The sequence below is a fragment of the Staphylococcus sp. NWU MK-U1 genome (assembly GCF_033283505.1).
GTDB classification, from domain to species: Bacteria; Bacillota; Bacilli; order Staphylococcales; family Staphylococcaceae; genus Staphylococcus; species Staphylococcus haemolyticus.
In genome coordinates, this window is sequence record NZ_JAVSMG010000001.1 from 162,682 (window position 1) to 183,451 (window position 20,770).

Annotated in this window: 34 protein-coding genes and 2 pseudogenes; 7 read left to right on the forward strand and 29 right to left on the reverse strand. The window is 33.4% G+C overall.

Features of this window, described 5'->3' with window-relative positions; genetic code table 11:
- Positions 1 to 10: 10 nt before the first annotated feature.
- From SBL16_RS00815 to SBL16_RS00925, 23 genes and pseudogenes are all read right to left on the reverse strand, one after another.
- Positions 11 to 1,303: pseudogene (locus SBL16_RS00815) on the reverse strand (PBSX family phage terminase large subunit).
- Complete coding sequence (locus SBL16_RS00820) at positions 1,296 to 1,637, reverse strand: phBC6A51 family helix-turn-helix protein (protein WP_107611352.1); 342 nt, start codon at positions 1,635 to 1,637, stop codon at positions 1,296 to 1,298. Before SBL16_RS00820 ends, SBL16_RS00815 begins: the two are co-directional and overlap by 8 nt.
- 246 nt (positions 1,638 to 1,883) lie before the next feature.
- Complete coding sequence (locus SBL16_RS00825) at positions 1,884 to 2,303, reverse strand: transcriptional regulator (protein WP_233667998.1); 420 nt, start codon at positions 2,301 to 2,303, stop codon at positions 1,884 to 1,886.
- 74 nt (positions 2,304 to 2,377) lie between these two features.
- The gene (gene rinB, locus SBL16_RS00830; RefSeq protein WP_107634555.1) at positions 2,378 to 2,545 is read right to left on the reverse strand and encodes a transcriptional activator RinB; all 168 of its coding nucleotides are present in this window, start codon (positions 2,543 to 2,545) and stop codon (positions 2,378 to 2,380) included.
- Between the two features lie 5 nt (positions 2,546 to 2,550).
- Positions 2,551 to 2,760, reverse strand: a complete 210-nt coding sequence (locus SBL16_RS00835; protein WP_317952354.1) for a hypothetical protein — start codon at positions 2,758 to 2,760, stop codon at positions 2,551 to 2,553.
- A 1-nt stretch (position 2,761) separates the two neighbouring features.
- On the reverse strand, positions 2,762 to 2,980 hold the full coding sequence (locus tag SBL16_RS00840; protein WP_317952356.1) for a DUF1381 domain-containing protein: 219 nt from the start codon (positions 2,978 to 2,980) through the stop codon (positions 2,762 to 2,764).
- Between the two features lie 37 nt (positions 2,981 to 3,017).
- Entirely contained in the window at positions 3,018 to 3,335 is a 318-nt protein-coding gene (locus SBL16_RS00845) for a MazG-like family protein (RefSeq protein WP_107634576.1), read from the reverse strand.
- A gap of 166 nt (positions 3,336 to 3,501) precedes the next feature.
- Positions 3,502 to 3,654 carry a hypothetical protein gene (locus tag SBL16_RS00850; protein ID WP_317952358.1) on the reverse strand — a complete coding sequence of 51 codons (153 nt, stop codon included), beginning with the start codon at positions 3,652 to 3,654 and terminating at the stop codon, positions 3,502 to 3,504.
- A gap of 100 nt (positions 3,655 to 3,754) precedes the next feature.
- On the reverse strand, positions 3,755 to 3,949 hold the full coding sequence (locus SBL16_RS00855; RefSeq protein ID WP_317952360.1) for a hypothetical protein: 195 nt from the start codon (positions 3,947 to 3,949) through the stop codon (positions 3,755 to 3,757).
- Positions 3,936 to 4,391, reverse strand: coding sequence for a DUF3310 domain-containing protein (locus tag SBL16_RS00860; protein WP_317952362.1), 456 nt, complete (start codon positions 4,389 to 4,391; stop codon positions 3,936 to 3,938). The genes SBL16_RS00855 and SBL16_RS00860 overlap by 14 nt, the downstream gene beginning before the upstream one ends.
- 4 nt (positions 4,392 to 4,395) lie before the next feature.
- Entirely contained in the window at positions 4,396 to 4,653 is a 258-nt protein-coding gene (locus SBL16_RS00865; RefSeq protein ID WP_110709083.1) for a hypothetical protein, read from the reverse strand.
- The gene (locus SBL16_RS00870) at positions 4,646 to 4,801 is read right to left on the reverse strand and encodes a hypothetical protein (RefSeq protein ID WP_199186556.1); all 156 of its coding nucleotides are present in this window, start codon (positions 4,799 to 4,801) and stop codon (positions 4,646 to 4,648) included. Before SBL16_RS00870 ends, SBL16_RS00865 begins: the two co-directional genes overlap by 8 nt.
- A 4-nt stretch (positions 4,802 to 4,805) precedes the next feature.
- The gene (locus SBL16_RS00875) at positions 4,806 to 4,961 is read right to left on the reverse strand and encodes a hypothetical protein (RefSeq protein WP_317952372.1); all 156 of its coding nucleotides are present in this window, start codon (positions 4,959 to 4,961) and stop codon (positions 4,806 to 4,808) included.
- 42 nt (positions 4,962 to 5,003) lie between these two features.
- Positions 5,004 to 5,315: a VRR-NUC domain-containing protein gene (locus SBL16_RS00880; RefSeq protein WP_317952374.1), complete on the reverse strand. Its 312-nt coding sequence runs from the start codon at positions 5,313 to 5,315 to the stop codon at positions 5,004 to 5,006.
- Positions 5,308 to 5,532 (reverse strand): hypothetical protein, encoded by a 225-nt coding sequence (locus SBL16_RS00885; protein WP_317952376.1) that lies wholly within the window; start codon positions 5,530 to 5,532, stop codon positions 5,308 to 5,310. Before SBL16_RS00885 ends, SBL16_RS00880 begins: the two co-directional genes overlap by 8 nt.
- Before the next feature lie 299 nt (positions 5,533 to 5,831).
- On the reverse strand, positions 5,832 to 8,171 hold the full coding sequence (locus SBL16_RS00890) for a phage/plasmid primase, P4 family (protein WP_317952378.1): 2,340 nt from the start codon (positions 8,169 to 8,171) through the stop codon (positions 5,832 to 5,834).
- The gene (locus SBL16_RS00895) at positions 8,152 to 8,694 is read right to left on the reverse strand and encodes a DUF669 domain-containing protein (protein ID WP_142837039.1); all 543 of its coding nucleotides are present in this window, start codon (positions 8,692 to 8,694) and stop codon (positions 8,152 to 8,154) included. Before SBL16_RS00895 ends, SBL16_RS00890 begins: the two co-directional genes overlap by 20 nt.
- Positions 8,695 to 8,708: 14 nt before the next feature.
- Positions 8,709 to 10,121 carry a DEAD/DEAH box helicase gene (locus SBL16_RS00900; protein ID WP_142837038.1) on the reverse strand — a complete coding sequence of 471 codons (1,413 nt, stop codon included), beginning with the start codon at positions 10,119 to 10,121 and terminating at the stop codon, positions 8,709 to 8,711.
- The gene (locus SBL16_RS00905) at positions 10,108 to 10,809 is read right to left on the reverse strand and encodes an AAA family ATPase (protein WP_142837037.1); all 702 of its coding nucleotides are present in this window, start codon (positions 10,807 to 10,809) and stop codon (positions 10,108 to 10,110) included. Before SBL16_RS00905 ends, SBL16_RS00900 begins: the two co-directional genes overlap by 14 nt.
- On the reverse strand, positions 10,799 to 11,059 hold the full coding sequence (locus SBL16_RS00910) for a DUF2483 family protein (protein WP_142837036.1): 261 nt from the start codon (positions 11,057 to 11,059) through the stop codon (positions 10,799 to 10,801). Before SBL16_RS00910 ends, SBL16_RS00905 begins: the two co-directional genes overlap by 11 nt.
- Complete coding sequence (locus SBL16_RS00915; protein WP_233663942.1) at positions 11,034 to 11,282, reverse strand: hypothetical protein; 249 nt, start codon at positions 11,280 to 11,282, stop codon at positions 11,034 to 11,036. The genes SBL16_RS00910 and SBL16_RS00915 overlap by 26 nt, the downstream gene beginning before the upstream one ends.
- A 54-nt stretch (positions 11,283 to 11,336) precedes the next feature.
- On the reverse strand, positions 11,337 to 11,528 hold the full coding sequence (locus SBL16_RS00920) for a hypothetical protein (RefSeq protein ID WP_317952386.1): 192 nt from the start codon (positions 11,526 to 11,528) through the stop codon (positions 11,337 to 11,339).
- Positions 11,525 to 11,836: a DUF771 domain-containing protein gene (locus tag SBL16_RS00925; protein ID WP_317952388.1), complete on the reverse strand. Its 312-nt coding sequence runs from the start codon at positions 11,834 to 11,836 to the stop codon at positions 11,525 to 11,527. Before SBL16_RS00925 ends, SBL16_RS00920 begins: the two co-directional genes overlap by 4 nt.
- Positions 11,837 to 11,893: 57 nt before the next feature.
- Between SBL16_RS00925 and SBL16_RS00930 the strand changes: the two genes are divergently transcribed.
- On the forward strand, positions 11,894 to 12,358 hold the full coding sequence (locus SBL16_RS00930) for a hypothetical protein (protein WP_107611370.1): 465 nt from the start codon (positions 11,894 to 11,896) through the stop codon (positions 12,356 to 12,358).
- A gap of 99 nt (positions 12,359 to 12,457) precedes the next feature.
- Here SBL16_RS00930 and SBL16_RS00935 read toward each other — a convergent pair whose 3' ends face one another.
- The 5 genes from SBL16_RS00935 to SBL16_RS00955 form a co-directional block, all read right to left on the reverse strand.
- Positions 12,458 to 12,613, reverse strand: coding sequence for a hypothetical protein (locus tag SBL16_RS00935; protein WP_182713014.1), 156 nt, complete (start codon positions 12,611 to 12,613; stop codon positions 12,458 to 12,460).
- Between the two features lie 15 nt (positions 12,614 to 12,628).
- Positions 12,629 to 12,817: a helix-turn-helix transcriptional regulator gene (locus SBL16_RS00940; protein ID WP_107611371.1), complete on the reverse strand. Its 189-nt coding sequence runs from the start codon at positions 12,815 to 12,817 to the stop codon at positions 12,629 to 12,631.
- A 376-nt stretch (positions 12,818 to 13,193) separates the two neighbouring features.
- Complete coding sequence (locus SBL16_RS00945; RefSeq protein ID WP_107520466.1) at positions 13,194 to 13,691, reverse strand: ORF6C domain-containing protein; 498 nt, start codon at positions 13,689 to 13,691, stop codon at positions 13,194 to 13,196.
- The gene (locus SBL16_RS00950) at positions 13,684 to 14,643 is read right to left on the reverse strand and encodes a hypothetical protein (RefSeq protein ID WP_317952394.1); all 960 of its coding nucleotides are present in this window, start codon (positions 14,641 to 14,643) and stop codon (positions 13,684 to 13,686) included. Before SBL16_RS00950 ends, SBL16_RS00945 begins: the two co-directional genes overlap by 8 nt.
- A 33-nt stretch (positions 14,644 to 14,676) precedes the next feature.
- On the reverse strand, positions 14,677 to 14,916 hold the full coding sequence (locus tag SBL16_RS00955; RefSeq protein WP_317952395.1) for a helix-turn-helix transcriptional regulator: 240 nt from the start codon (positions 14,914 to 14,916) through the stop codon (positions 14,677 to 14,679).
- 139 nt (positions 14,917 to 15,055) lie between these two features.
- Between SBL16_RS00955 and SBL16_RS00960 the strand changes: the two genes are divergently transcribed.
- The 6 genes and pseudogenes from SBL16_RS00960 to SBL16_RS00985 all read left to right on the forward strand — a co-directional run bounded on the left by SBL16_RS00960 (position 15,056) and on the right by SBL16_RS00985 (position 19,647).
- The gene (locus tag SBL16_RS00960) at positions 15,056 to 15,676 is read left to right on the forward strand and encodes an XRE family transcriptional regulator (protein WP_317952396.1); all 621 of its coding nucleotides are present in this window, start codon (positions 15,056 to 15,058) and stop codon (positions 15,674 to 15,676) included.
- 51 nt (positions 15,677 to 15,727) lie between these two features.
- Positions 15,728 to 16,390 carry a hypothetical protein gene (locus SBL16_RS00965; RefSeq protein ID WP_317952397.1) on the forward strand — a complete coding sequence of 221 codons (663 nt, stop codon included), beginning with the start codon at positions 15,728 to 15,730 and terminating at the stop codon, positions 16,388 to 16,390.
- Positions 16,391 to 16,514: 124 nt separating this feature from the next.
- Positions 16,515 to 16,697, forward strand: coding sequence for a hypothetical protein (locus SBL16_RS00970; RefSeq protein WP_107611375.1), 183 nt, complete (start codon positions 16,515 to 16,517; stop codon positions 16,695 to 16,697).
- Between the two features lie 53 nt (positions 16,698 to 16,750).
- Positions 16,751 to 17,581: pseudogene (locus SBL16_RS00975) on the forward strand (KilA-N domain-containing protein).
- A gap of 117 nt (positions 17,582 to 17,698) precedes the next feature.
- Positions 17,699 to 18,760: a site-specific integrase gene (locus SBL16_RS00980; protein ID WP_119472211.1), complete on the forward strand. Its 1,062-nt coding sequence runs from the start codon at positions 17,699 to 17,701 to the stop codon at positions 18,758 to 18,760.
- A 335-nt stretch (positions 18,761 to 19,095) separates the two neighbouring features.
- Positions 19,096 to 19,647: an Ltp family lipoprotein gene (locus tag SBL16_RS00985; protein WP_053017801.1), complete on the forward strand. Its 552-nt coding sequence runs from the start codon at positions 19,096 to 19,098 to the stop codon at positions 19,645 to 19,647.
- A gap of 46 nt (positions 19,648 to 19,693) precedes the next feature.
- Here SBL16_RS00985 and SBL16_RS00990 read toward each other — a convergent pair whose 3' ends face one another.
- Entirely contained in the window at positions 19,694 to 20,683 is a 990-nt protein-coding gene (locus tag SBL16_RS00990; RefSeq protein WP_107611378.1) for a lipoate--protein ligase, read from the reverse strand.
- Positions 20,684 to 20,770 lie beyond the last annotated feature (87 nt).

Consider the following 20,770-nt stretch of genomic DNA (forward strand, 5'->3'; position numbering starts at 1 on the left):
TTATCCCTCCTTATAACCCCATTGATTTGATTGTGCTAATGTTCTTCCTAACGTTTGCTTTCGTTTGTTTATGAGGTAAGTGGAAACGTTCTAGGCTATATCTAAGTGCATCGAGCAAATGGTTGTTAGCGTCAATTGGTTTATTGAGCCAATTCCCTTCTTTATCTTGTTCAAATGTGTAAGTATTCAGTTCTTCAATCGTATTTACACAAGTGGGATGAACATATATCTTAAAACCTTGTATAAATTGAACGCCCTGCATGATTGAGCCTTGTCCTTTGATTGACGGTTTAATGTTAGGAATACCTTTACGCTTAATCTCTGCAATTAAACGTTTCTCAGCACTATCTGCAACAATAAGCGCATCTTTATACCCTTTATCTACATACATTTGATATATCTCATCAGTGAGCATACCTTTTTCATAGTGTTCGTCGTATATCCATAATTCTTTGTTTTTGATGTCTACAACGGTACTAACCAATGTAGTTGGATCGTGAGTAAATCCGAAGTCACTACCATGCGCTTTTTCTTGTGTCCGTTTGAATACTTTCAACCAGTCGAACTCTTTCACTTCGAAATTGTCAAATACAAGTCCTTCAGCTACGCCCCATTCACCATCACACACAATTCTTGCACGTCTAGGATTTGTTCTGTATAAGTCCTCATAACGTGCAATATCGACATCATCAAGCCATTCATTCACTCGATAGGTCGTTGTATAGGAAAAAGTATTGTTTAGCTTAGTATCTTCATCAAAGAATGTAGATTTAAGCCAGTGGCGCTCACTCCAAGGGTTGAATGTAATTGTAATCTGTTTAAAGAAATCTGGACTATCGACGCTACCACGAATACTTTCTACAAGTGTTGCGAATTTATCGTAAGTTTCAACTTGATACGCTTCTTCTATCCAACACCAACACAATATTCATTTATCAACTGTAATTGATGTGATTTTCAAAGGATCATCAAGTCCTCTGAACAATATTTTTTGGCCAGTCGGTTTGTAAGTAATCTCTGGTAAACTATCGTTAAACTTAAATAAGTGGGTTACACCTAACTGGTTTGTAGCCCACTTCAAGTCTGTATATGTTGATTGTTTGTTTGTATTGCTAAAACGTCTAACTACAAGCAAGTTAGCCCATTCATATTCCATTAGTCTGTATATAAAGTTGAGTGCAGTTGTCTTTGATTTCTTGCTACCACGACTACCTTTTACTACTCTATAAAAGTTTTTGTTGTGCCAGAACTCGTTGTACCCGCCACCGATTGTTTTAGCGATACTTACTTTACTATCAGTCATCGGCTGGCACATCGTTTATGAAAGTTGGAGTAATTACTTCTGCCTCAACTTTGTCAGTAGGTTTATGTCCTGTTCTGTCTAAGATGTCACTTGCTGCGTTGTATCTAACTAACTCGCTTTTTGCAGTTAATAAATCTTCCATCGTCTTAATCGCCTTACCAGTCAGTCCTTTTAGTAGATTACGTTCAGCATTAAGTAACTCTTCTTGAAATTCTGGTTTCTTTTTCCATGCTATTATAGATTGAACAGACACCTTTAACTCTTCAGCGATTTGCTTTTGATTTAAGTTACCCTCCACCATTAATGCGATTGCTTTCAATTGTTTTGAGTTCATTCCCCAAATCACCTCCAATTTAAAGAAAATTAAAGCGTTTATACACTCATATCACACGTTTTAAATGTCATATCAGCATACAAAAAACCTACCTGAGTGTTCTCTCAGATAGGCCTCAATATTTGAAAGGCTTAGGAAGACTTTCCCACGTAACTAAATAGAAAGGAGTATGTTATGACTATTTCCGTAGCCACAATATCATTATATAGGTTAAGTTGACGTTATTTTTCCAGAACTTTTCCAAACTTAATGAATAATCCCTAACTCATCAGCTAAACGAGTTAATAAATCTTTTCTTAAATCATACGCAGTCGACTTACTAATGCATATCTCTTGTGCTACACCTGTAAGATTTAACGTTCTAGGTTTTTTGAAGTAATATAGTTCCATTAACTTTTGAACTTCCGGCGTACTGGAATGATATACTACTTCAATAGCAGATTTCATTCTTGCCAATTGTGATAAACGTCTATCATTTACTACTCTTGTCGCTTTTATCTCTGTAACGCTTATATTACTGTGTACGTGTTCTCCACCGATATTTGTATCAGTTGGGTGCCATGGGTTGAGTACTTCCTCACGTACACGCGCAATATCCTTATCAATATACTTGTAATTGCTTAATTCGCTTTCTAAATAAATCTGTGTAGAGCGTCTTAATGTCACAATTCATTCCTCCATTTTGCTTTTAACTATTATCCAAATGAGATAGGCAATCGGTATTAATACTATCCAACCTGTCATCGTTTTACTCCATTCAAATCTGTCTGATCACTCTCTCTAGCATAATCACTAGGCACTTCCACATCATCTTCACTCTGCAACTTAACTATTAGTTCGTTAGTTAGATATTTGCTTAATTCGTACAAAGCAATAATGAACCATATTTTTAGTATGCGTTTAATCATTCCGTTCACTCCTCAACTCTAGGTCTATCTCTATGAATTGCATTCATGTTCACTCGAATAGTTTGTAATGCATAATACTCTGCTTCTAACTGTTTGATATAGTTTTTATTAGCATTATCAAACTTTGCATGACTTAACTTTTCACTAATATATGCTGTTGATATAGCGACACGTTCATGTAGTTTTTCAAATTCCTGTTTGTAATAATCTTTCATACTACTTACCTCCAAATAAAGATTTCAAAGTTTTATCTTCTGGTACTTTATATGAGCTGACTTTGGAATTATCAGTATAATAAGAATTCACTTTCTTTTTAGCCTCTTCCTTACTCTCTGCCTCCACAATAGAGAGAGTTTCATTACTACGTGGTTTCTCAACATCTGTGTGAATGCGTCCTGTACTGTCTTTGAATTGGCGTATTAGGTATTGTGTCATTTTGTTTAAAATCTCCTTTACACGTTCTAGAATATCCTTATCCTTCGAGGTCTGATTGCTTAATGAATGTTCCATTGATAGTTTTTCCTTTTCTCCCTTTGATTTCGTCATATGCATACTGCAAACACTCCTGTAACGTCATATCATGTTGTTGTGCCAATATGATTAATGTAACGACTGTATCGCCTATCCCATCTTTTAATGCATCCATTTGGCCACGAGATAATGCTGATGCAACTTCGCCTGCTTCTTCGTAGAATTTAAGTGCTTGTCTATCTGAATTACCATTGTGTAAATCTTTATCAATACTCCATTGTTGTACTTGTTCTACTAATCGATCTAATGTGTTAGTCATTTGTTTGTCCTCCTCGATAAATTCAACTTGATATAATTCCACTTTTATTAATTTGTTATCGTATTCAACAACTGCATAAGGCTCATCTCTAAATTCGCACAAAACGTCATACTTTCGATTAGAAAACACACCGTGAAATTTATCTCTACTAATTTCATAAATACGTTTAGTTTCGATTGTCATCACTACCACGCTCCAATTTTTGATATTTCAGAACTTCTATTTTTATTCTTGCAACCAACTCATATGAATTAGCACTTTCATCAACAGCATTGACAATCTCATCAAACGCCTCTGCCTTCCTTTTCACTTCTTCCATATCATTGATGAGTTCATTGCATGCGTTTGTACATTTACAACATTCGTTAAACCAGTATTCTGACTGCAATTGATAGTATTCTTTAGTGTTCGGTTCTATGCTATTTCCCATTCCTTACACACTCCCTATTCCTTTTAATATCGTTCTCACTTACCAACATCGTCACTCTACTTCCTGCTACCTTTACCACAAAGCCGTTGATACCTAATTCACTTAATTCATGTTGTATTTGTGTAGGTGTTTTGGCATTAGTTTTATATTTGTACCGTTGATGTACTGTGTTATCGAGTTGCATTGTTCAGTACTTCCATAAATCTATCTGCGTACTCTTTCAACTTGCTTTGGTCTTGAACATCATTTTCTTTACGACCTGTTCTAAGTGCATATCTCATTTGAGTAAACTTCATAGCACCTCTAAATTCTTCGTCAGTGAATTGTTGACGACAAAACTCTATTAAGTCGATACCGTCTTCACTGTGGTAATGTTCTGGCTTGTGTACCATATCAACTTTACGTGTGAATGGCTCGTTTACTCTGATAAAATCATCATTATCAGTAAGCGTAAATTTATAACCGCCTGCATTCTCTACCTCTGCATACCAAACTGTTTTCAAACCTTTTTCTATTGCATACACACGATTGACTATGGCCGTTTGCATAGCAGTAATACCTTTAAATGCTGTTTGGAACTGAACAATATTATCTACTTTCAAATCAATTATTCTTACATTTTCCATTCCGCTACCCCCTTACCTTTGGAAATATGTCATTCTCCGATAAGTATCTAAACCACTTACTACTCACTCTGTGCTTAGCGACTAATTCTTCTGAACGTCTTGCTCTTGCGATACGTTGCTCACGTCGTTTACGTTTCAATGCTCTTTCGTGTGCTGCTCTAATATACATAAGCTGACGATATTCTCTTTCTGATAATCTGCCGTACTGCTCTTTATTGCTTAATCGTTGTTCTTCTTTTACTAATTCATCATTATTAATCACGATACTCATATACTCCTTTTCCGTATAATAATTCTGGTCCACGTAAGCCTTCTTTGTATCTTTTACGGACTGTACTATCCGATACATCAAAATATTTATATACATCACATAATCTGTAACGTTTACCGTTTAAATTCACTTTTATCATGGTGTCACTTCCAATCTGCGTAACTGACACTAACGTCAGTAATGTTTTTGATATTATCGAGTAAATTGTCAGGATCATTCTTATATCTATTAGAGTAATGTTCGATATAGTTTTCTCTATCTGCACGCTTGTTTATCCAAATAGGCTGTTCTACTTCCACAGTCAAATCGAATGTGAGTTTTAGTGTTTCTTCCTGCATTGGTTATTCTCCTTCCACAATGTTGATTGCATCTTCTACACTTCTCGCTACGCCATATAAAATGTTTTGCGTTTCTGCAAAATCTTTAAATTTCTTTTGTTCAGGTCTTAATCGTCCACTTTCAGTTTTTACTTCGATTGCTATAAACTTTCCATCCGATTTACGATAACCGAATGTATCAGGAAACCCTTTCGGCAACAACTTAATAACGCGATTGTCTTTGGTTACGACCTTACCTGCGTTTGCTCTCCACAATCTGTGACCGCGTTTATTTATTTCTAAGATGATATCGTTTTGTATTTGTTGTTCAGTCATAAACTTTTACACCTAGAAAGTGACTATCATCATAGCCGGAAAAGTCTATTTCACCATCACTCGTCATATCCATTAGTTCTACATATCGGTGACCCTCATTATTTTCAACCAATGCTAAACATACGACTGGGCATTCGAATATATTTCCATCACCGCTATCGTATTGCGCTGCCACATTTTTATTAGTATTCAATATTTGTATTATTTTATTATTCATTCAATTACCTCCTAAAATTTGTGGAAGGTTTGCGGAACTTTGTGGAATTTTATTTTTTGAAGTTCCACACTTTAAACCCTTGTGTGCCAATGAATTAGATAAATCTGTGGAACGTGTGGAGGGTATTTCTTATAAACTGTCTAACCTTTATATAACAAATTTTTATTTTACGTATATTAACTTTTCTTATTTTAAGTTCCACACGTTCCACAAATAGATAAAAACGTTGTTATATCAATACTTCGAATGGTGGAACTTGGTACATTTAATGTTCCACACAAGTTCCACGACCTTCCACACTAATCAAAAACCGCTCTTATACCTGGGTATTTTTGTTCTTCAAAACTTTTTTTGTTATCTATTTCAATTCCAACAAAATAGTTTGCGTCTCGTCTAGATTCTTTAACAAAACGCTCTTCCATTTTCTGACTAAAACTTTTCATCCCTAAAACTTTAGTTGAAGTAAGGTTATCGTTAGACCATGTTTTATATGCTTGATGTAAATTACTAACTTTTTCAGAACTGTTTTTATCAACTTTGCAACAATCCTCTATAAATTGTCCTAACGTATCCATCTCATTACGATATTTCTGTACTGCCTCTTTAAGTTTCTCTGGCATAGCCAAACCTTCCTGCATCCACATATAGGCGCCTTCAGCCATCCAATTTAAAATCGCCGGTGCTTCTCTTAACAATTTATATTTAAGATCTTTATCGACTTTTTCTTCAGGTATTTGTACATCGAATGGAATTAATACTAAACGTCTCCAAATACCGTCATCAGTACCACGAATAATTGGCTTATGATTTGTGGACACCCATATTTTAAATTTAGGTGTATATTCGAATTCTTCAGCATATAAGAAACGTGCTGTAACTTTGTCGCCACCAGTTAACTGTTTGATTAAACCTTCATCAAAACGAAAACCTTCATTTGGTTCAGAGCTTGTTACAAATCTCGCTTTGCTTAACCGTGCAATGTCGGTATTAACATTGTCGTTTTTCTTAACCATTAATGACTTTGCTTGCATGTTGTTGGAATAATCCCCAAGTATTTCAGAAATAACTTCTACAAAGATACTTTTACCATTACGACCCTTACCAAATAGAATGAACATGATTTGTTCTCTTGTACTACCAGTAAGCGAATAACCTAATGCTTTTTGAATGTAGCGGATAACTTTTTGATCACCTGCAAAAATATCGTTCAAGAAATCTAACCATACTGCGGGTTGCATTTTTTCTGTATAATCAGTGTTGGTAATTTGTGAAAACATTTTATTGATATCGTGTTTATAAAGCTCTCTTGAAGTTAAATCAATATAACCATTCGCAACATTTATAAGCATGTCGTCTCTATCAAAGTCATCAGGTGTAGCAGGTCGTCGGTGCATGAGTTCATTCATGATGTTCTTTTTAGCTTGAGTGCCACGTGTTTTTTTATAATATTTTTGAAAGACTTCTCTAGCTTCTTCTTCTGTTACATCTTCGCTATGAAGCACTTTTTCATTTTTAATACTTTCAATCATTTCATCTATTAATTTACGAATTGACCCTTTATCATCAACCTTCCATTTCATACCGTCATAGATATAAAATTTATTAGCGATATAACTATATTTGTAAAGATTGCCGTATCTATCTATAAATCGGTCTGCGTTACCTGTATCGTCATAACTTCGAATTGGATATTCTTTTGTTTCTTCTTGATTATCAAATAGTTTACTTAACGCATATCTAAGTGGATTGTCATCTGTTTGCTGCTTAGGGGTATAAATATTGTTGGCTTCATTAATTGCTTTGAATAAGGTTTGTTCACCGTATGTGGAATTCTTTCTTTTTTCATCCCACTTATCACGGTATAGGTTTGACTGTCTAAAAATACTATCCATTTGTGAGTAATCTTTGGCACACCAGAAAGCTAGTATATTTGCAAGTGCCATATCTGCTTCTGAATGAGAGGTGTAATAAGGCTCGTAGTTACCTTTCATTAAATCATCAAATAATTTAGCTTGCTTTGATTTGTAGATTTCATTGATAACATCGATTTCTGATAAGTTATGGATATTTTGTTGATAATTGTTTGTGGTTGGATATTGCACTGTGTTATCTGGTAAATACTTATCATAGATTGTTTTGAATACTTGTTTTGATACTTCCGTTACGTCTTTATATTTACCGATTGACTTACCCGTCATGGTAAAAAATCGACCGCTATCGTACATTTCAATATTGCCTTTACGGCGACGAGTGCCGGGTATCTTGCCTTTTACAATAATGTGTAAACCGTTACCACTTGGACTGACCTCTGTATAACTTTTAAATGCCTCGTTAAATTCGCTAACAATATTGTCTAACTTATCGCCTTGCTTAAATCTATGAAGATCATCATCAATATCATCAATATCAATGCCAAGGTATGGGGGTTCAAAAAAGAACCCTATACCGTCGACACCTTCAGCATTGACTGCTGTTTCGTAACTAGACCATGTGCTTTTATCATTTGATTTAGCGAACTCGCCAGTTTCGGCATTAAAAGGTATTTTTGTACGTTTACCATTACGCTTTTCAAACTTCCACACACACCAGTTATTAAGTTGTTTTAATTCATCTGGAATATTAGAAAGGGTATTCATCATTGTTTAAATCTACACCACCTGCAAACGCATTTTGTTCTGGTTTATCGTCTGACTTCCACTCGTGGTTAACTTGTGGGAATTTAGTATTTTTAAAGTTCCATGGTGCTACACGATTGACGATTTGCTTCTCGCCTTTATATTCGTTTTCTTCTTGCTTAACATAAACTCTGACTGGTTTACCTCTGAACATATCAAGTAATTGTTCGATACTTTCAATTGCAGTACCCTCTGGCACACCTATACCGTTTAAATAGTGCATGAAGTTATCCATTTTATATTTATATTGACCATCGATTGTGCGTTTCCATTCATCAACGAAAATCACTCTATTAGCATATTTTGCTTGTAATTCTGATGTTTTCTTTAAATCGTTTCTGACAACAAGTTGTAATTGTGTTTCTTCCTTGCCATTTTTTGTTGCACGTTCAGTAGCACTCTTGATAATTACTTCGTATTCACCTTCAGGTAGTGGACTAAAATCGTTACTTTCTAAATTTGAATAATCTGTTGTAAATAATGTCATAATAATAAATCTCCTTAATAGTTATATTTTTGTTTAATTGGCTTTAAGTCTGCATATAAAACCGGAAATGGTGCTTGTTTGTAATATGGATGATTAAATTTAATCCATGATTCTTTGTAGTTGTTTGCTTTTGTATAGAGATAAAAATCTTCTAAAGACTTTAGATCTTTTTTATCTTTTAAATCTTTGCTATATCGTTTAAGTGTGTAATCAACTTTAAACGGTTTGATGTCGGTAAGTTCTGCATCCTTTTGTTCTAAACCTTTTTGTTCTTCAAGTTCTAATTCATGGCCACAATTGGGGCATCTTTTTAATTTGCTTTCAAAAACTGTGAAGCATTCTGTACATTCTGCTAATGCAGGTGCGTCGTTTTGTTTCTTTTTACGCTTAGATTGTGACCCTTCAAAATAACGTTCCCAATCATGTGGGGTATCGGGTAAGCCATGTCTTGCATAATTTCCAACATGATCAATAATTAAAGCTTTTTTATTAGGTTGATATCGCATTGATCGCATAGCTTGCTGCATAAATAAAACAAGTGAGTCAGTAGGACGTGCTAAAATGACACACGTACAATCTGGAACGTCAAAGCCTTCAGAGATTAAATCAACGTTGCATAAAACTTTGATAGTGCCGTTTTTAAAATCGGACATAATTCTGTCACGCTCGTTTGCACTTGTTTTAGCGTCTGCATGTTCTGCGTTAATACCGGCATTTCTAAACTGTTCTGCAATATCTTTACTCGTCTCCACACTGTGGGCATAGAGTATAGTTTTTTGGCCGTTAGCAAACTTTTTATAATTCTCAACGATGTTGCCGTATATTGCTTTAGGTATGGCATTATCCATCGACTTCTTTGTGTAGTCGCCTGTGCTAGATTTCTTTAACTTACTTTCATCTGCAAGCACCACACTTTTATATTCGTAGTCTGCTAGTTTGTTATTTTTAATTAACCACTCAACTGATGGACCTTTGACCATTACGTCGTAAATATCTGTAAAACCTTTACCATTTGCTCGCCAAGGAGTTGCAGTGAAACCAACCCGTAAAGCGTTAGGAAAATAATCATAAATGTCTTTATACGTTTTCGCTCTACTATGATGTGTTTCATCAGTAACGATAATCTTAGGTGGTGTAAGTTCAGATAAAATATTTTTAGCACGTTTTTCTGAAAGAATATCTACATGGGTTAAATCGACACCATGTTTTTTTAAAGTGTTCTCGATTTGATAACTCAATTCTTTACGATGAACAATAAACAGAATGTGGCTACCTTTGTTCACAGCATTTTTTACAACTTCTGCAATCATGACCGACTTACCACTTCCTGGAGGACTTTGAATTAGTACACCAGATTTTTTTAGCAATATATGTCTTGCTTGATCAACAAGATTTTCTTGGTAGTCGTAGAGTTTAAACTCCGTCATCCACATCACCGACTTTAAACAAATCTTCTTGCAAACAATGTTCTCTATTATCTAATTGATTTTTAGCAAATACATTGTTGCTAGGACTTAAGATAAAACCACGTTTGCCTGATTTTTCGTTAAAAACTAATCGAGCAACCACTTGGCAAATACCTGCGACATTATCACGAATAGTTTTACGAATGTCTGGTACTGCTTGAGTAATTTGTTGACCTGCTGGAGTGTAATTTTCAAAGTTCGTTTCCCAAGCAATAAATACAAGTCGTTTCCCTAGAGATTGCAGGAAACGCAAGCTATCAATCGTAAAGAAGTCTACACGTTGATAATGTGACATTTCGGGTACACGTTCGTTTTTACCATTACGCCCTAGATTAGCTAGCATTGAACGGAACAATTCTGATATATTGTCGATGACAATCGTGTCGTATTGATTAACTATATCTTTGTTATCGTTAAACCATTTCATTAATTCGCCCCACTCTTCCCATGCATCGTGGGTATTAAAATTCAGAATGTCGATGTTCTCGTTGCCTTTTAAAGGTCGTTCTGATTTATCTACATTCACATAGAGTGTTTTACCGGGTAAAAAATTAATTGTGTGTGTCTTACCTGTGCCTGGTTTGGCATAAATTAAATACGTTGATTTGTCTGTGGTAATTTCTTTAGCACTCGATATATTAAACGCCATCGTTTACCTCCTCCAAATCTTCAAAATTGTATACTTTACGTGTTTCTTTCGTTTCAATTCTTGATACTTCAATCAAGTGTTTATCCCAATCTATATCGATCTCGTCTAAACCATTGAATTTACGAGCATTACTTCTTAAAGCATTGTAATTAGCATATTCTTGAGCAGTAGGTTTATTAGTGATCCAACGTCCAAAGTAATTGTCTTTAATACGATATTCTACTTCACAATTTAATATTGGTTCTTGCATTCACATACTCCTCCAATCGTTGGTCTGCTCTATCTGCTCTAGCATCTGCGCTTTGATATAGGCTTATATATAAATTGATATTGTCGTTTAAATCATTGATATGCTCATTAGCAGTATCTAGCTGTCTTTTTAGATGTTTGTTTTCTAAACTAACTAGCATTAAATCTCTACTGTCTTTGAGCAGATTGTTATATTCTTTTAAAGATATAGTTACCTCTTGCATATATGTGCCTCCCGTTATATGATTAAGATGAAATTTTTGTTAAGTGTTTGACTGTTAGTCGTTGCAGCGACTTTCAGTCTTTTTTTGTGCGTAAAATAGTTTGTCGAAAAACAGATACGTTAGCATTGATGCTAATAAAGCAATTGCAGCTGCATTAGTGATAAACACATTTACGATTAATAATAGAAAGAACACTGCAATAAACATAAAACCTGTTAGTACAAACGTTTTGTCTTCATTAGTCATTTCTTCACCCCCTTGTAAATCTCTTTCTTATAATCTTTTAAGAACTTCCACATTAATTCAGCGTCGAAGTAATGAGATGAACTACCACCTTGACCTTCAAACCAAATGTCATTATCTTTGAGATATTTATTAAATCTAGGAACTTCTAATATTCTTTTAAATACTAAATACTTGCTCAACTTCGACTCTTTGATTAGATCTTCCATAGTCCAAAATGCAGGTAATGAATTACTTACCAATCTTTCAAATTCAACTTTAGGTATAAGAACATGAGTGTCGGGTAATGTGACTGTTATAGTTTGTTCCATTTATTAACACTCCTTTCATGTATAATTGAGTTATTAATATATAAGGTGGTATGTCTAATGGAATTTATCCAATCAACTTTGTTTTCTAATATCATTGCTGTAATTGCTTTGTTAGTAGCTATTGCTAGTTTCGTCTACGCTTATATGAGTAATCGTCCTAGTATCGAAATAAGCGAATTCTATACTGATCAACTAGATAACGAAAATGAACCGATAAAATTTGGTTTCGTTCTCGCGAATGTTTCTCCAAAAACAATCACTGTTAAAGAAATTAATTTACTTGATAGCAGTAATAAGAAATTAGAAAACATTCATGTACAAGTTCCAGAAGATGATTGGAAGAAATATCCTAATCCTTTTGCATCTCCGTATAGTTGTAGTCCTTTTACTGAAAATGAAATTTTTATTCCTAATGCGAAGATAGAATTTTCGTATCATCTAAAAGAACAACCGAAAGTTGTTGAAATTGTTACTGATAAACGTATTTATTACTTTAGTAAGAAACGTAAATTTAATTTTTAATGTTAATGATTAATGCTAATATCATGAAAATTACTGTTAGCAGCATACAAATATTTGTAAATAGCATGGTTCGAACCTCCTATTAGAAAAAAAGTTAATTTAGTATTTTTTGTATTTTCCATTATTTACAATTTTGGCTAATTGTTTTTCGTCTATTCCGACATTAATTCTTATAGTACGTTTCCTAGCACTTCTAATCTCCTCCGCCAAGATGACGATTAGGAGTGCTATTTTGATTGCTTTAAGTTTGTTCATTTCGTTTCACCTCCTTTAAAGCTTTTCTTGCACTTCTTTAATATCAACTTTTAATGCATCACAGATTTTTTTCACTGTTAGAAATCCGGGATTGTTATTTTCTAATTCAGCTGATCGGATTGTAGAATTCTGCAATCCCGTTAACTTAGCCAGTTGATAACGACTTAATCCCTTTTTCTCTCTTAAATCTTTCAAATTCAGCATGATGACACTCCTTATTGTCTATATCGGAATTTCGTTATATACTTATCTCAACCCCACATAAACTGGGAGGTGATGGCCTTGCTTATGCGAGGTTTTAAATCACCCTGTGGTTCTATAGATAAGTAAATCTAAATTTAGGGCATCGTTTGTTGTGCTCCATCGCCAACTGAGGCGTTAAAAAGGCATGCGCACTGTAAGGTAGTAACTTACGGGACGCTAGACTTTGATTGAACACCTAAGCTCATTACAGGGCTGGGGACGATACCAGCAAAACTTGAGCTGTTAGTCGTGGCGACTAGAATCAAACAAAATTTCCGTAGCACATGCTTTCCACGACAAAGTATGTGCTTTTTTAAGTTGTTTGTTCGATTGCGGGTTAAGCTAGTCTTTCTAAAACTCCGTAATCTCCATGTCTTTCTGCTGTATCTATCTGACTATCTGTAAGTCGTTTATAGTTGATAGGTAAATCATCTAAAGTTAAACTTTCTACAAATGCAATCGCATCTTCACCGTCTACACTTCTTACTTGGTTGTATTTATTAACTTCATATTTCTTTTTAATGACTGTAAAAATACCTCTAATTAGATGACCGTATTTTTTTGAATATAATTCTTGAGATACTTGTTGACCGAAATATTCTCTAGTGAATTGATGACCTTTTCTAGAACAAAAAGAATGTAATCTATCAGCTTGTGGACCAGTTAAAGGTACTGTATTTCTAAAGTCGTCAAACTCTTTTCGTATTTCGTCGTACAACCCTCTGAATTCACTTTTCATTTCTGTAATTTCGTCATACATTTGTAGAATTGAATTCGCTTGAGCTACCATGTTTTCCATTTGATTTCGTGTTAATTCCATTATTTGGTTAGACATCTATAACATCTCCTTTTTTTAATTGTTTTCTTAATCTGTTTGCCATATCAGTTAAATCTTCGATAATTTTTTCAATAGGTTTTCTAGCATAATCGTTGTCGATGATATCTTTTGAAAAAGCTAAGTAACAAAGTGGCGCTACTTCCCTGATGACTTTCTCACTACCTTTGACCAAATCATAAATTTCTTTTTGAGCTTTTAACTTTTGTTGGCCGTCATTCAGTTTGGCGTTCATATCATTGATAGCTTTATTCAACTCATCATATTTCTGTGATTTCTCACTCACTTCATCTCTGCGTAGTTCCATTTCTTTGATATCTTTTTCTAACTTCTCATTACGTTGTTCAATGAGTTTTTGTTGTTGTCTTGATTGAGCGAGCGCATTTTTAGTTTCTTGATAGTCCTCAGGCTCCATATACTTCTCAATAACTTCTGGCTCTCTACTCTCTGCATCTTCTAGTTGTTTCTTAGCAATCTCTTCAGAGCGTTGTGCTTGCTCCACTTGTGATTGGAGTTGGGCGTTTTGTTCGTCGCGTTGTTTGAGTTGACGTTCTAACTCTTTATATTCTTTGTGAGTTTTAATATCACCGTTATAGACTGCTTCGTTCACGCTTTTATTTGTTGACGGTTTGGACATTTCATATTGAAGCGATTTAGGTTGAGAAAGGAATATTTCTTGTTTTTCAATACCTTCCAAATTTTGGAAAGCTTTATATATATTCATGTAGTTATAAGCGCTTTGCCTTTTAAAGCCCTTATATTCAACCCATTTTATAAACGTTCCGTCTTTTGGGTTTGAAAATTCTTGGTTAGCGTTATAAAGAATCTCTCCAACTTCAATTGTGTAATTGTTATAAATTTTATTTAGTTGTTTATCGTACTTTTTTAACTTGATTGCCGTTTCGTTATCCACTAATGAATAATCAAAATGTTGTTGTTCGATTTCATTCACTCAATCTTCCCTCCTACATCACATAACGTGATATTAGTGTTTAAAAAAAATATCTTCGACACTAACGTCAAAAGTTTTAGCTAAAATTTCCATTTCATAATCATTGAAAGGATATTTACCTTGTTCTTTCTGCTCATACTGCCTCCGTTGTAAGCCTATCAAATTAGCTACATACTCTGTGGTAAACTCTTCAGATAATCTAAGTTTACGCAATTTAGTTTTAGGTTTTAAATACTTTTCTTTAAGCATTTTCTTTTTATCTGTTGCTGTCATTTATTATCACCTCCGATGACTGTATATAAACTATATCACAATTCGTGATATATTTCAAACTTTTTTTATCACAATTTGTAATATTTTTATTGTTTCCTTATTATAGATGTGTTATATTTATCTCAAGGAGTGATACCAAATGAGCAAAAATGTGATAGGAAAAAGAATAAAAGAACTAAGAAAACAGAAAAAACTAACTCAAAATGATTTAAGTAAGTTGACTGGATACAAACAAAATACTATTTCATCTCATGAAAACGGAACTCGTGGTATAGATGAAATAGATATAATGAATTATTGCGAAGCTCTCGGTGTGACTCCGACAGACTTATTTCAAAAAGAACCACAGCCTCAAATAGAAACCCTACCAGTCAAAAAGATTCCAGTTGTTTCAAAAATTTCTGCTGGATTACCTATCTATAGCGAAGAAAATTTAATAGATTACATATACTTTGCTACTAATAAACTTAATTCTGATAAAGAAGAATTTGGTTTAAAAGTGTCTGGCGATAGTATGGATAAGATTTTCCAAGATGGCGATATCGTTGTGGTAGAAAAAGACTCTGTTGTTGAAAACAGTCAATTAGGTGTCGTTATGATTAATGGTTATAACGCTACCGTTAAACGTATTAGATACAATGGCGACCAAATTATATTAATTCCAGAATCAAACAATTCTAGCCACTACCCACAAGTGTATGGCAAAGACGATGAAGTAAAAATAATCGGTAGAGTTGTAGCAAGTCAAAAACTATTTTAATAAGCGTCCTAGTGGCGCTTTGATATAAATTATTTTAAGGAGAAATGTAGAATGAAAAAGTTTTTAGTTTTATTATTTAGTAGTTTATTAGTATTAGGCGCTTGTGGTAACGATGACACATCTAACAACGATTCTGATTCTAAATCAGAAAATAAAACCGAAAAGAGATCGGAAGATGAAAAATCTAAAGAGGATAAAAAGTCTAAAGAAGAGAATAAATCTCAAGAAAACGAAGATAACTCTACTGAAGAACAAAATTTTTCTAACCAAGATAATAATTATAGTAATACGAGTCAAAATGAACAATCTGATGAAGAAAACGAATATCCTTATACCGCACAACAATACAATGAATTGGTAGATGAATATAATTCTTTAACAGATGGCGAAACTATGGACCACGTTAATAGAGGAGTTACAAAAAAAGAATACTCTCAATTGCAAGCAAGAATTAATACGTTATATGAAGAAGGCGCACAAGATAAATTTACATCTGAGCCTAGCACTTCAGTAGACAACATCGAACACGATTCCACAGATGACCTTGTAACTGCCTCTGAATATAATGACATAGTTGATGAATATAATACTATGGAAAATCGTCCTGGAAATAAATCAAGAGTAAATTCAAGTGTCCCTCAATCTCAATATAATACACTAGTTGATGAATATAATGAACTAGTTGATCAAGAATATGAAGAAGCAGGTTACTAAGAATTTTTAGGGTAGACATGCTACCCTTCTTTATTACGCCCATTATGACTATTACGTTTGAACCGTTGAGAGTATTTAGGTTGCATGAGGTGTATTGAATTTATCTATTTTAAGGAGACTAGAATTGATAATTTTAAATTGCAAAATAAAATCAAGTGAAATTGTTTACGAAGTGAAAACGAATAAAAATAATTACTTCACCTATTCTTTACCTAAAGATATCACATCTTATAAAGTAAGAAAGGTGCTTAAAATTATTGAGAGCAAAGTAGATGAAGACGAAGATTATTTAAGCAAAGGAGGTTGAGGGATGGAGAAAGTAAATAAGCTATGGAATTAAATAAGAAAGGAGTGCTATAAATGTCAAAAATTAATGCTCAAGGACAACAAATAACTTTATTTAAGAACGAAAATGATGATTATATCAGTTTAACAGATATAGCGAAATATAAAAGTGAAGAACCAAATGATGTTATCAAAAACTGGTTAAGATCTAAAGACACTTTGGAATTCTTAGGAGTTTGGGAAAATATAAATAATCCTAATTTTAAACCCGTCGAATTCGACGGGTTTAAGAACCAAGCTGGTAGAAATGCATTTACAATGTCTCCAACAAAATGGATTAATACTACAAATGCTATTGGCTTAATAACTAAAGCTGGAAGATATGGCGAAACATACGCTCATAAGGACATAGCTTTTGAATTCGCAAGTTGGGTTTCTCCAGAGTTTAAATTATATATTATTCAAGATTACCAAAGATTAAAAGAACAAGAAAATGACCCTGAACGTTTAGATTGGGATGTTAAACGCTTAATAAGTAAGTCTAATTATACTATCCATACTGATGCAATAAAAGAGAATTTGCTTAACTCAAAATTAACAAAGCAGCAAATCGGTTTTACCTATGCAACAGAAGCTGACTTATTAAATGTTGCATTATTTGGTATGACAGCAAAATAGTGGAAACAAGACAATCCTGAAAAACAAGGGAATCAAAGAGATCATGCTACGATTCAAGAATTAATCGTTTTAAATAACCTTCAATCAAGAAATGCTGAATTAATTAGTGAAGGCTATTCTCAGAAAGAAAGATTACTCAAGTTGAATGGATTAGCTAGAAATCAGATGAAATCTTTATTGCATTCTAAAACATTAAATAAGTCAGATAATCACATTTTTTTAGAATAATCAATGGGTAGTCCACCTACCCTTATTATTTTTTAATCATCCAGTCGAACGTACGTTCCTTTAAAGGAGGTGAAACCCCATAACTAAAACGGAAATATTATAGAAAGGATGGATTTTATGTCTGTTAAAAAGATTAAAGGCACTTGGACTTATGATTTCCAATACGAAGGGAAAAGATTTAGAAAAAGAGGTTTTAGAACTAAAAAAGACGCTATACAAGCTGAAAGAGAATTGTACATTGATCTAAGTAAAGGTGGTCAATTAGCAAACGATATAACCTTTATAGAGTACTTTGAAAGATGGATTAAAGTAAATAAAGTAGATAGAGTATCTCAATCAACACTAAATAGATATTATAGTGCTTTAAATGTGTTTGAGGAAAAGTTTGGTTCTATTCTCATTAAAGATGTCAGTCAATTAGGTTACAGAGAAATGCTTAAAGAATATGCTGAAGGTATGTTTTTAGGTGGTAGAAAAGAAGGTAGGACAAAAGAAAGTGTAAAAAAATTAAACAATTGTTTCTCTCAAGCTTTTAAGGATGCTTTAAATGAAAGACTTATTTATAAAGATCCTACGTGGAATGCACCAATCTATGAGAAAAAAGCAGCAATGAGTGAAAAGCAAAAGTATTTATCTTTAAAAGACTACCAATTACTAAAACAAACCGCATCTACTAAATCACATTTATCTTATCTAGCAATTTATATATTAATAGCAACCGGTGCTAGATTTAGTGAAGTTCAGAAACTCAAAAGAGTGGATATAAATAAAAGTCAAAACACTATCCACTTGAGAGGAACTAAGACTAAATCAGCCGACCGTCATGTAGCGATTACTTCTAAAGATATGAAACATATTATAGATGTGATAAGTTCTAAACCACTTCATAAAGACGGTTATATATTTAACACTGGTATTTCACTCATTACTAACAAAGCAGTAACTACTGCTATGAGAAATATATTGGCTAAAAACGAATTGAAAAGCGATTATGGACTTCATTCTCTAAGACACACACACGCTTCAATGTTATTAGGTCATGGTTTTAGTATACAATATGTTAGTAAGAGATTGGGCCATGCAAACATAGAAATTACATGGCGAGTATATAGCCATTTGCTTGATGAGATGAAATCACAAGAAGATGAAATGTTAGATTCAAAACTCTCTTTTTTCTAAAACCGACAACAAGTCGACAACGAAGTACTTGAAACCCCTTATTTAAAGGTAACAGACAATCCCTCCGTTTCCGTCATTTTAAACCCTCCATTTATTGGAGGGTTTTTTTACATTTCTATTTTCCACTCATAAAAGCTAATTTACTCCTATTTCTTTTTCAAATAAACTATTTATTAAATTGTTAATTTACTCTTTAACATTAATTTTACGTTAGAACTTACATTAATTTAAAATATTAAAAAATTTAAAATTTAAAAATATTTTGTTCCATATGTCTAATTTATATAATATACTTATTTGTATAAAATATAAATTTTGAAGGAGAATGTTAAATAATGGCTGATCGACATTTTGAGAGCAATGAAGAGCAAAGACAATGGCAACAATTTCAAGATTACCAACAGCATAAGTCCAATAAGAAAAAAGGATGGTTATGGGGATGTGGTGGTTGTGGTGGTTGCCTAGTTTTATTAATCCTTATCATAATAGGAATATCAGCTTGTACTGCTTCTTTTAGTAATTCTAATAATAGTCTTAATTCTAATAATACTGAGCAACAAAGTTCAAATGATTCTGATGCTACTAGAGAACAAAAATCGGCTCTTAATAAAGCTAAGACATATTCTGATGTTATGCATATGTCTAAACAAGGTATTTATGATCAATTAACATCTGATGCGGGAGAAAAATTCCCAGAAGATGCTGCTCAATATGCAATTGATAATCTTAAAGTTGATTATAAGAAAAATGCTTTAGAAAAAGCTAAGGATTATGCAAATCAACAAGATATGTCTAATGATGCAATTTATGATCAACTCACTTCTAGTTACGGTGAAAAGTTCACGCAAGAAGAAGCGCAATATGCTATAGATCATTTAAATAAATAAAAATATAGCGGCTATAGGTTAAATCCTATATAGCCGCTTAGTTATATTAATAAGACATCAATTTTAAAATATCTTCTTTCTCAATAGCGCCGAAATAATGATAGAAATCAAACTCTTCCATAGCTTCCTTAATGTGATTGTAATCATGCAAAACGCCAACAAGTGCGTTCTCCAACTCTGTTACATCTCCTTCACCAAAGAAGTCTCCAAAGATTCTAGCATGTTCAATTTTGCCTTTTTTAACATCGAATTTAATTTGTACAAATCCTTTTTCAAATTTTTCATCTCGTTCAAAATTATACTTAGGATTTCGACCGTAGTTCCATTCCCAGGTACGGTATTTCTCATTACTTAATGCTTCTATATTCTTCCAATCTTCGTCTGTTAACTTATATTCTTCAACTTCATGTTCACCAAAAATTGTTTTTAGAATGATTTGTTTAAAGTCATCAATTGAAATCGATTCTTCTAAAAATTCATCGATATTTGCTACACGCTTACGCACTGACTTAACACCTTTAGATTGAATTTTTTTAGGATTAACTTTCAATGCATTTTGTACTTCTCCCAAGTCACTATTTAACATTAATGTGCCGTGACTAAACATTCTATCTTTAACTTTAACCATGGCATTCCCTGAAATTTTAGCTTGCCCTACTTGAATATCATTACGACCAGTCATTTCAGCATCTACACCCATTGATTGAAGTGCTTGTACGATTGGCTCTGTAAACTTTTTGAAATTATGGAAGCTATTACCGTCATCATCTGTAATAAAACTAAAATTTAGATTACCTTGGTCATGGTATACAGCGCCACCACCTGAAATACGGCGTATAACATGTATGTTATTTTCATCTACATATTGTTTATTAACCTCTTCTATAGTATTTTGATTTTTTCCGACAATGATAGACGGTCCATTTACATAAAATAGAAAGTAACTGTCATCCGAAGGTAAATGTTTTAACACGTACTCTTCCATGGCAAGGTTAATTGTAGGATCAGTAATATTATTATTACTTACAAATTTCATCTATATCTCTCCTTTGACTCTCTCGTATATGCCCTTAGTTTAGTTATGCCTTATATTTAGTTATTTTGCCAATTATTTACTCAATTT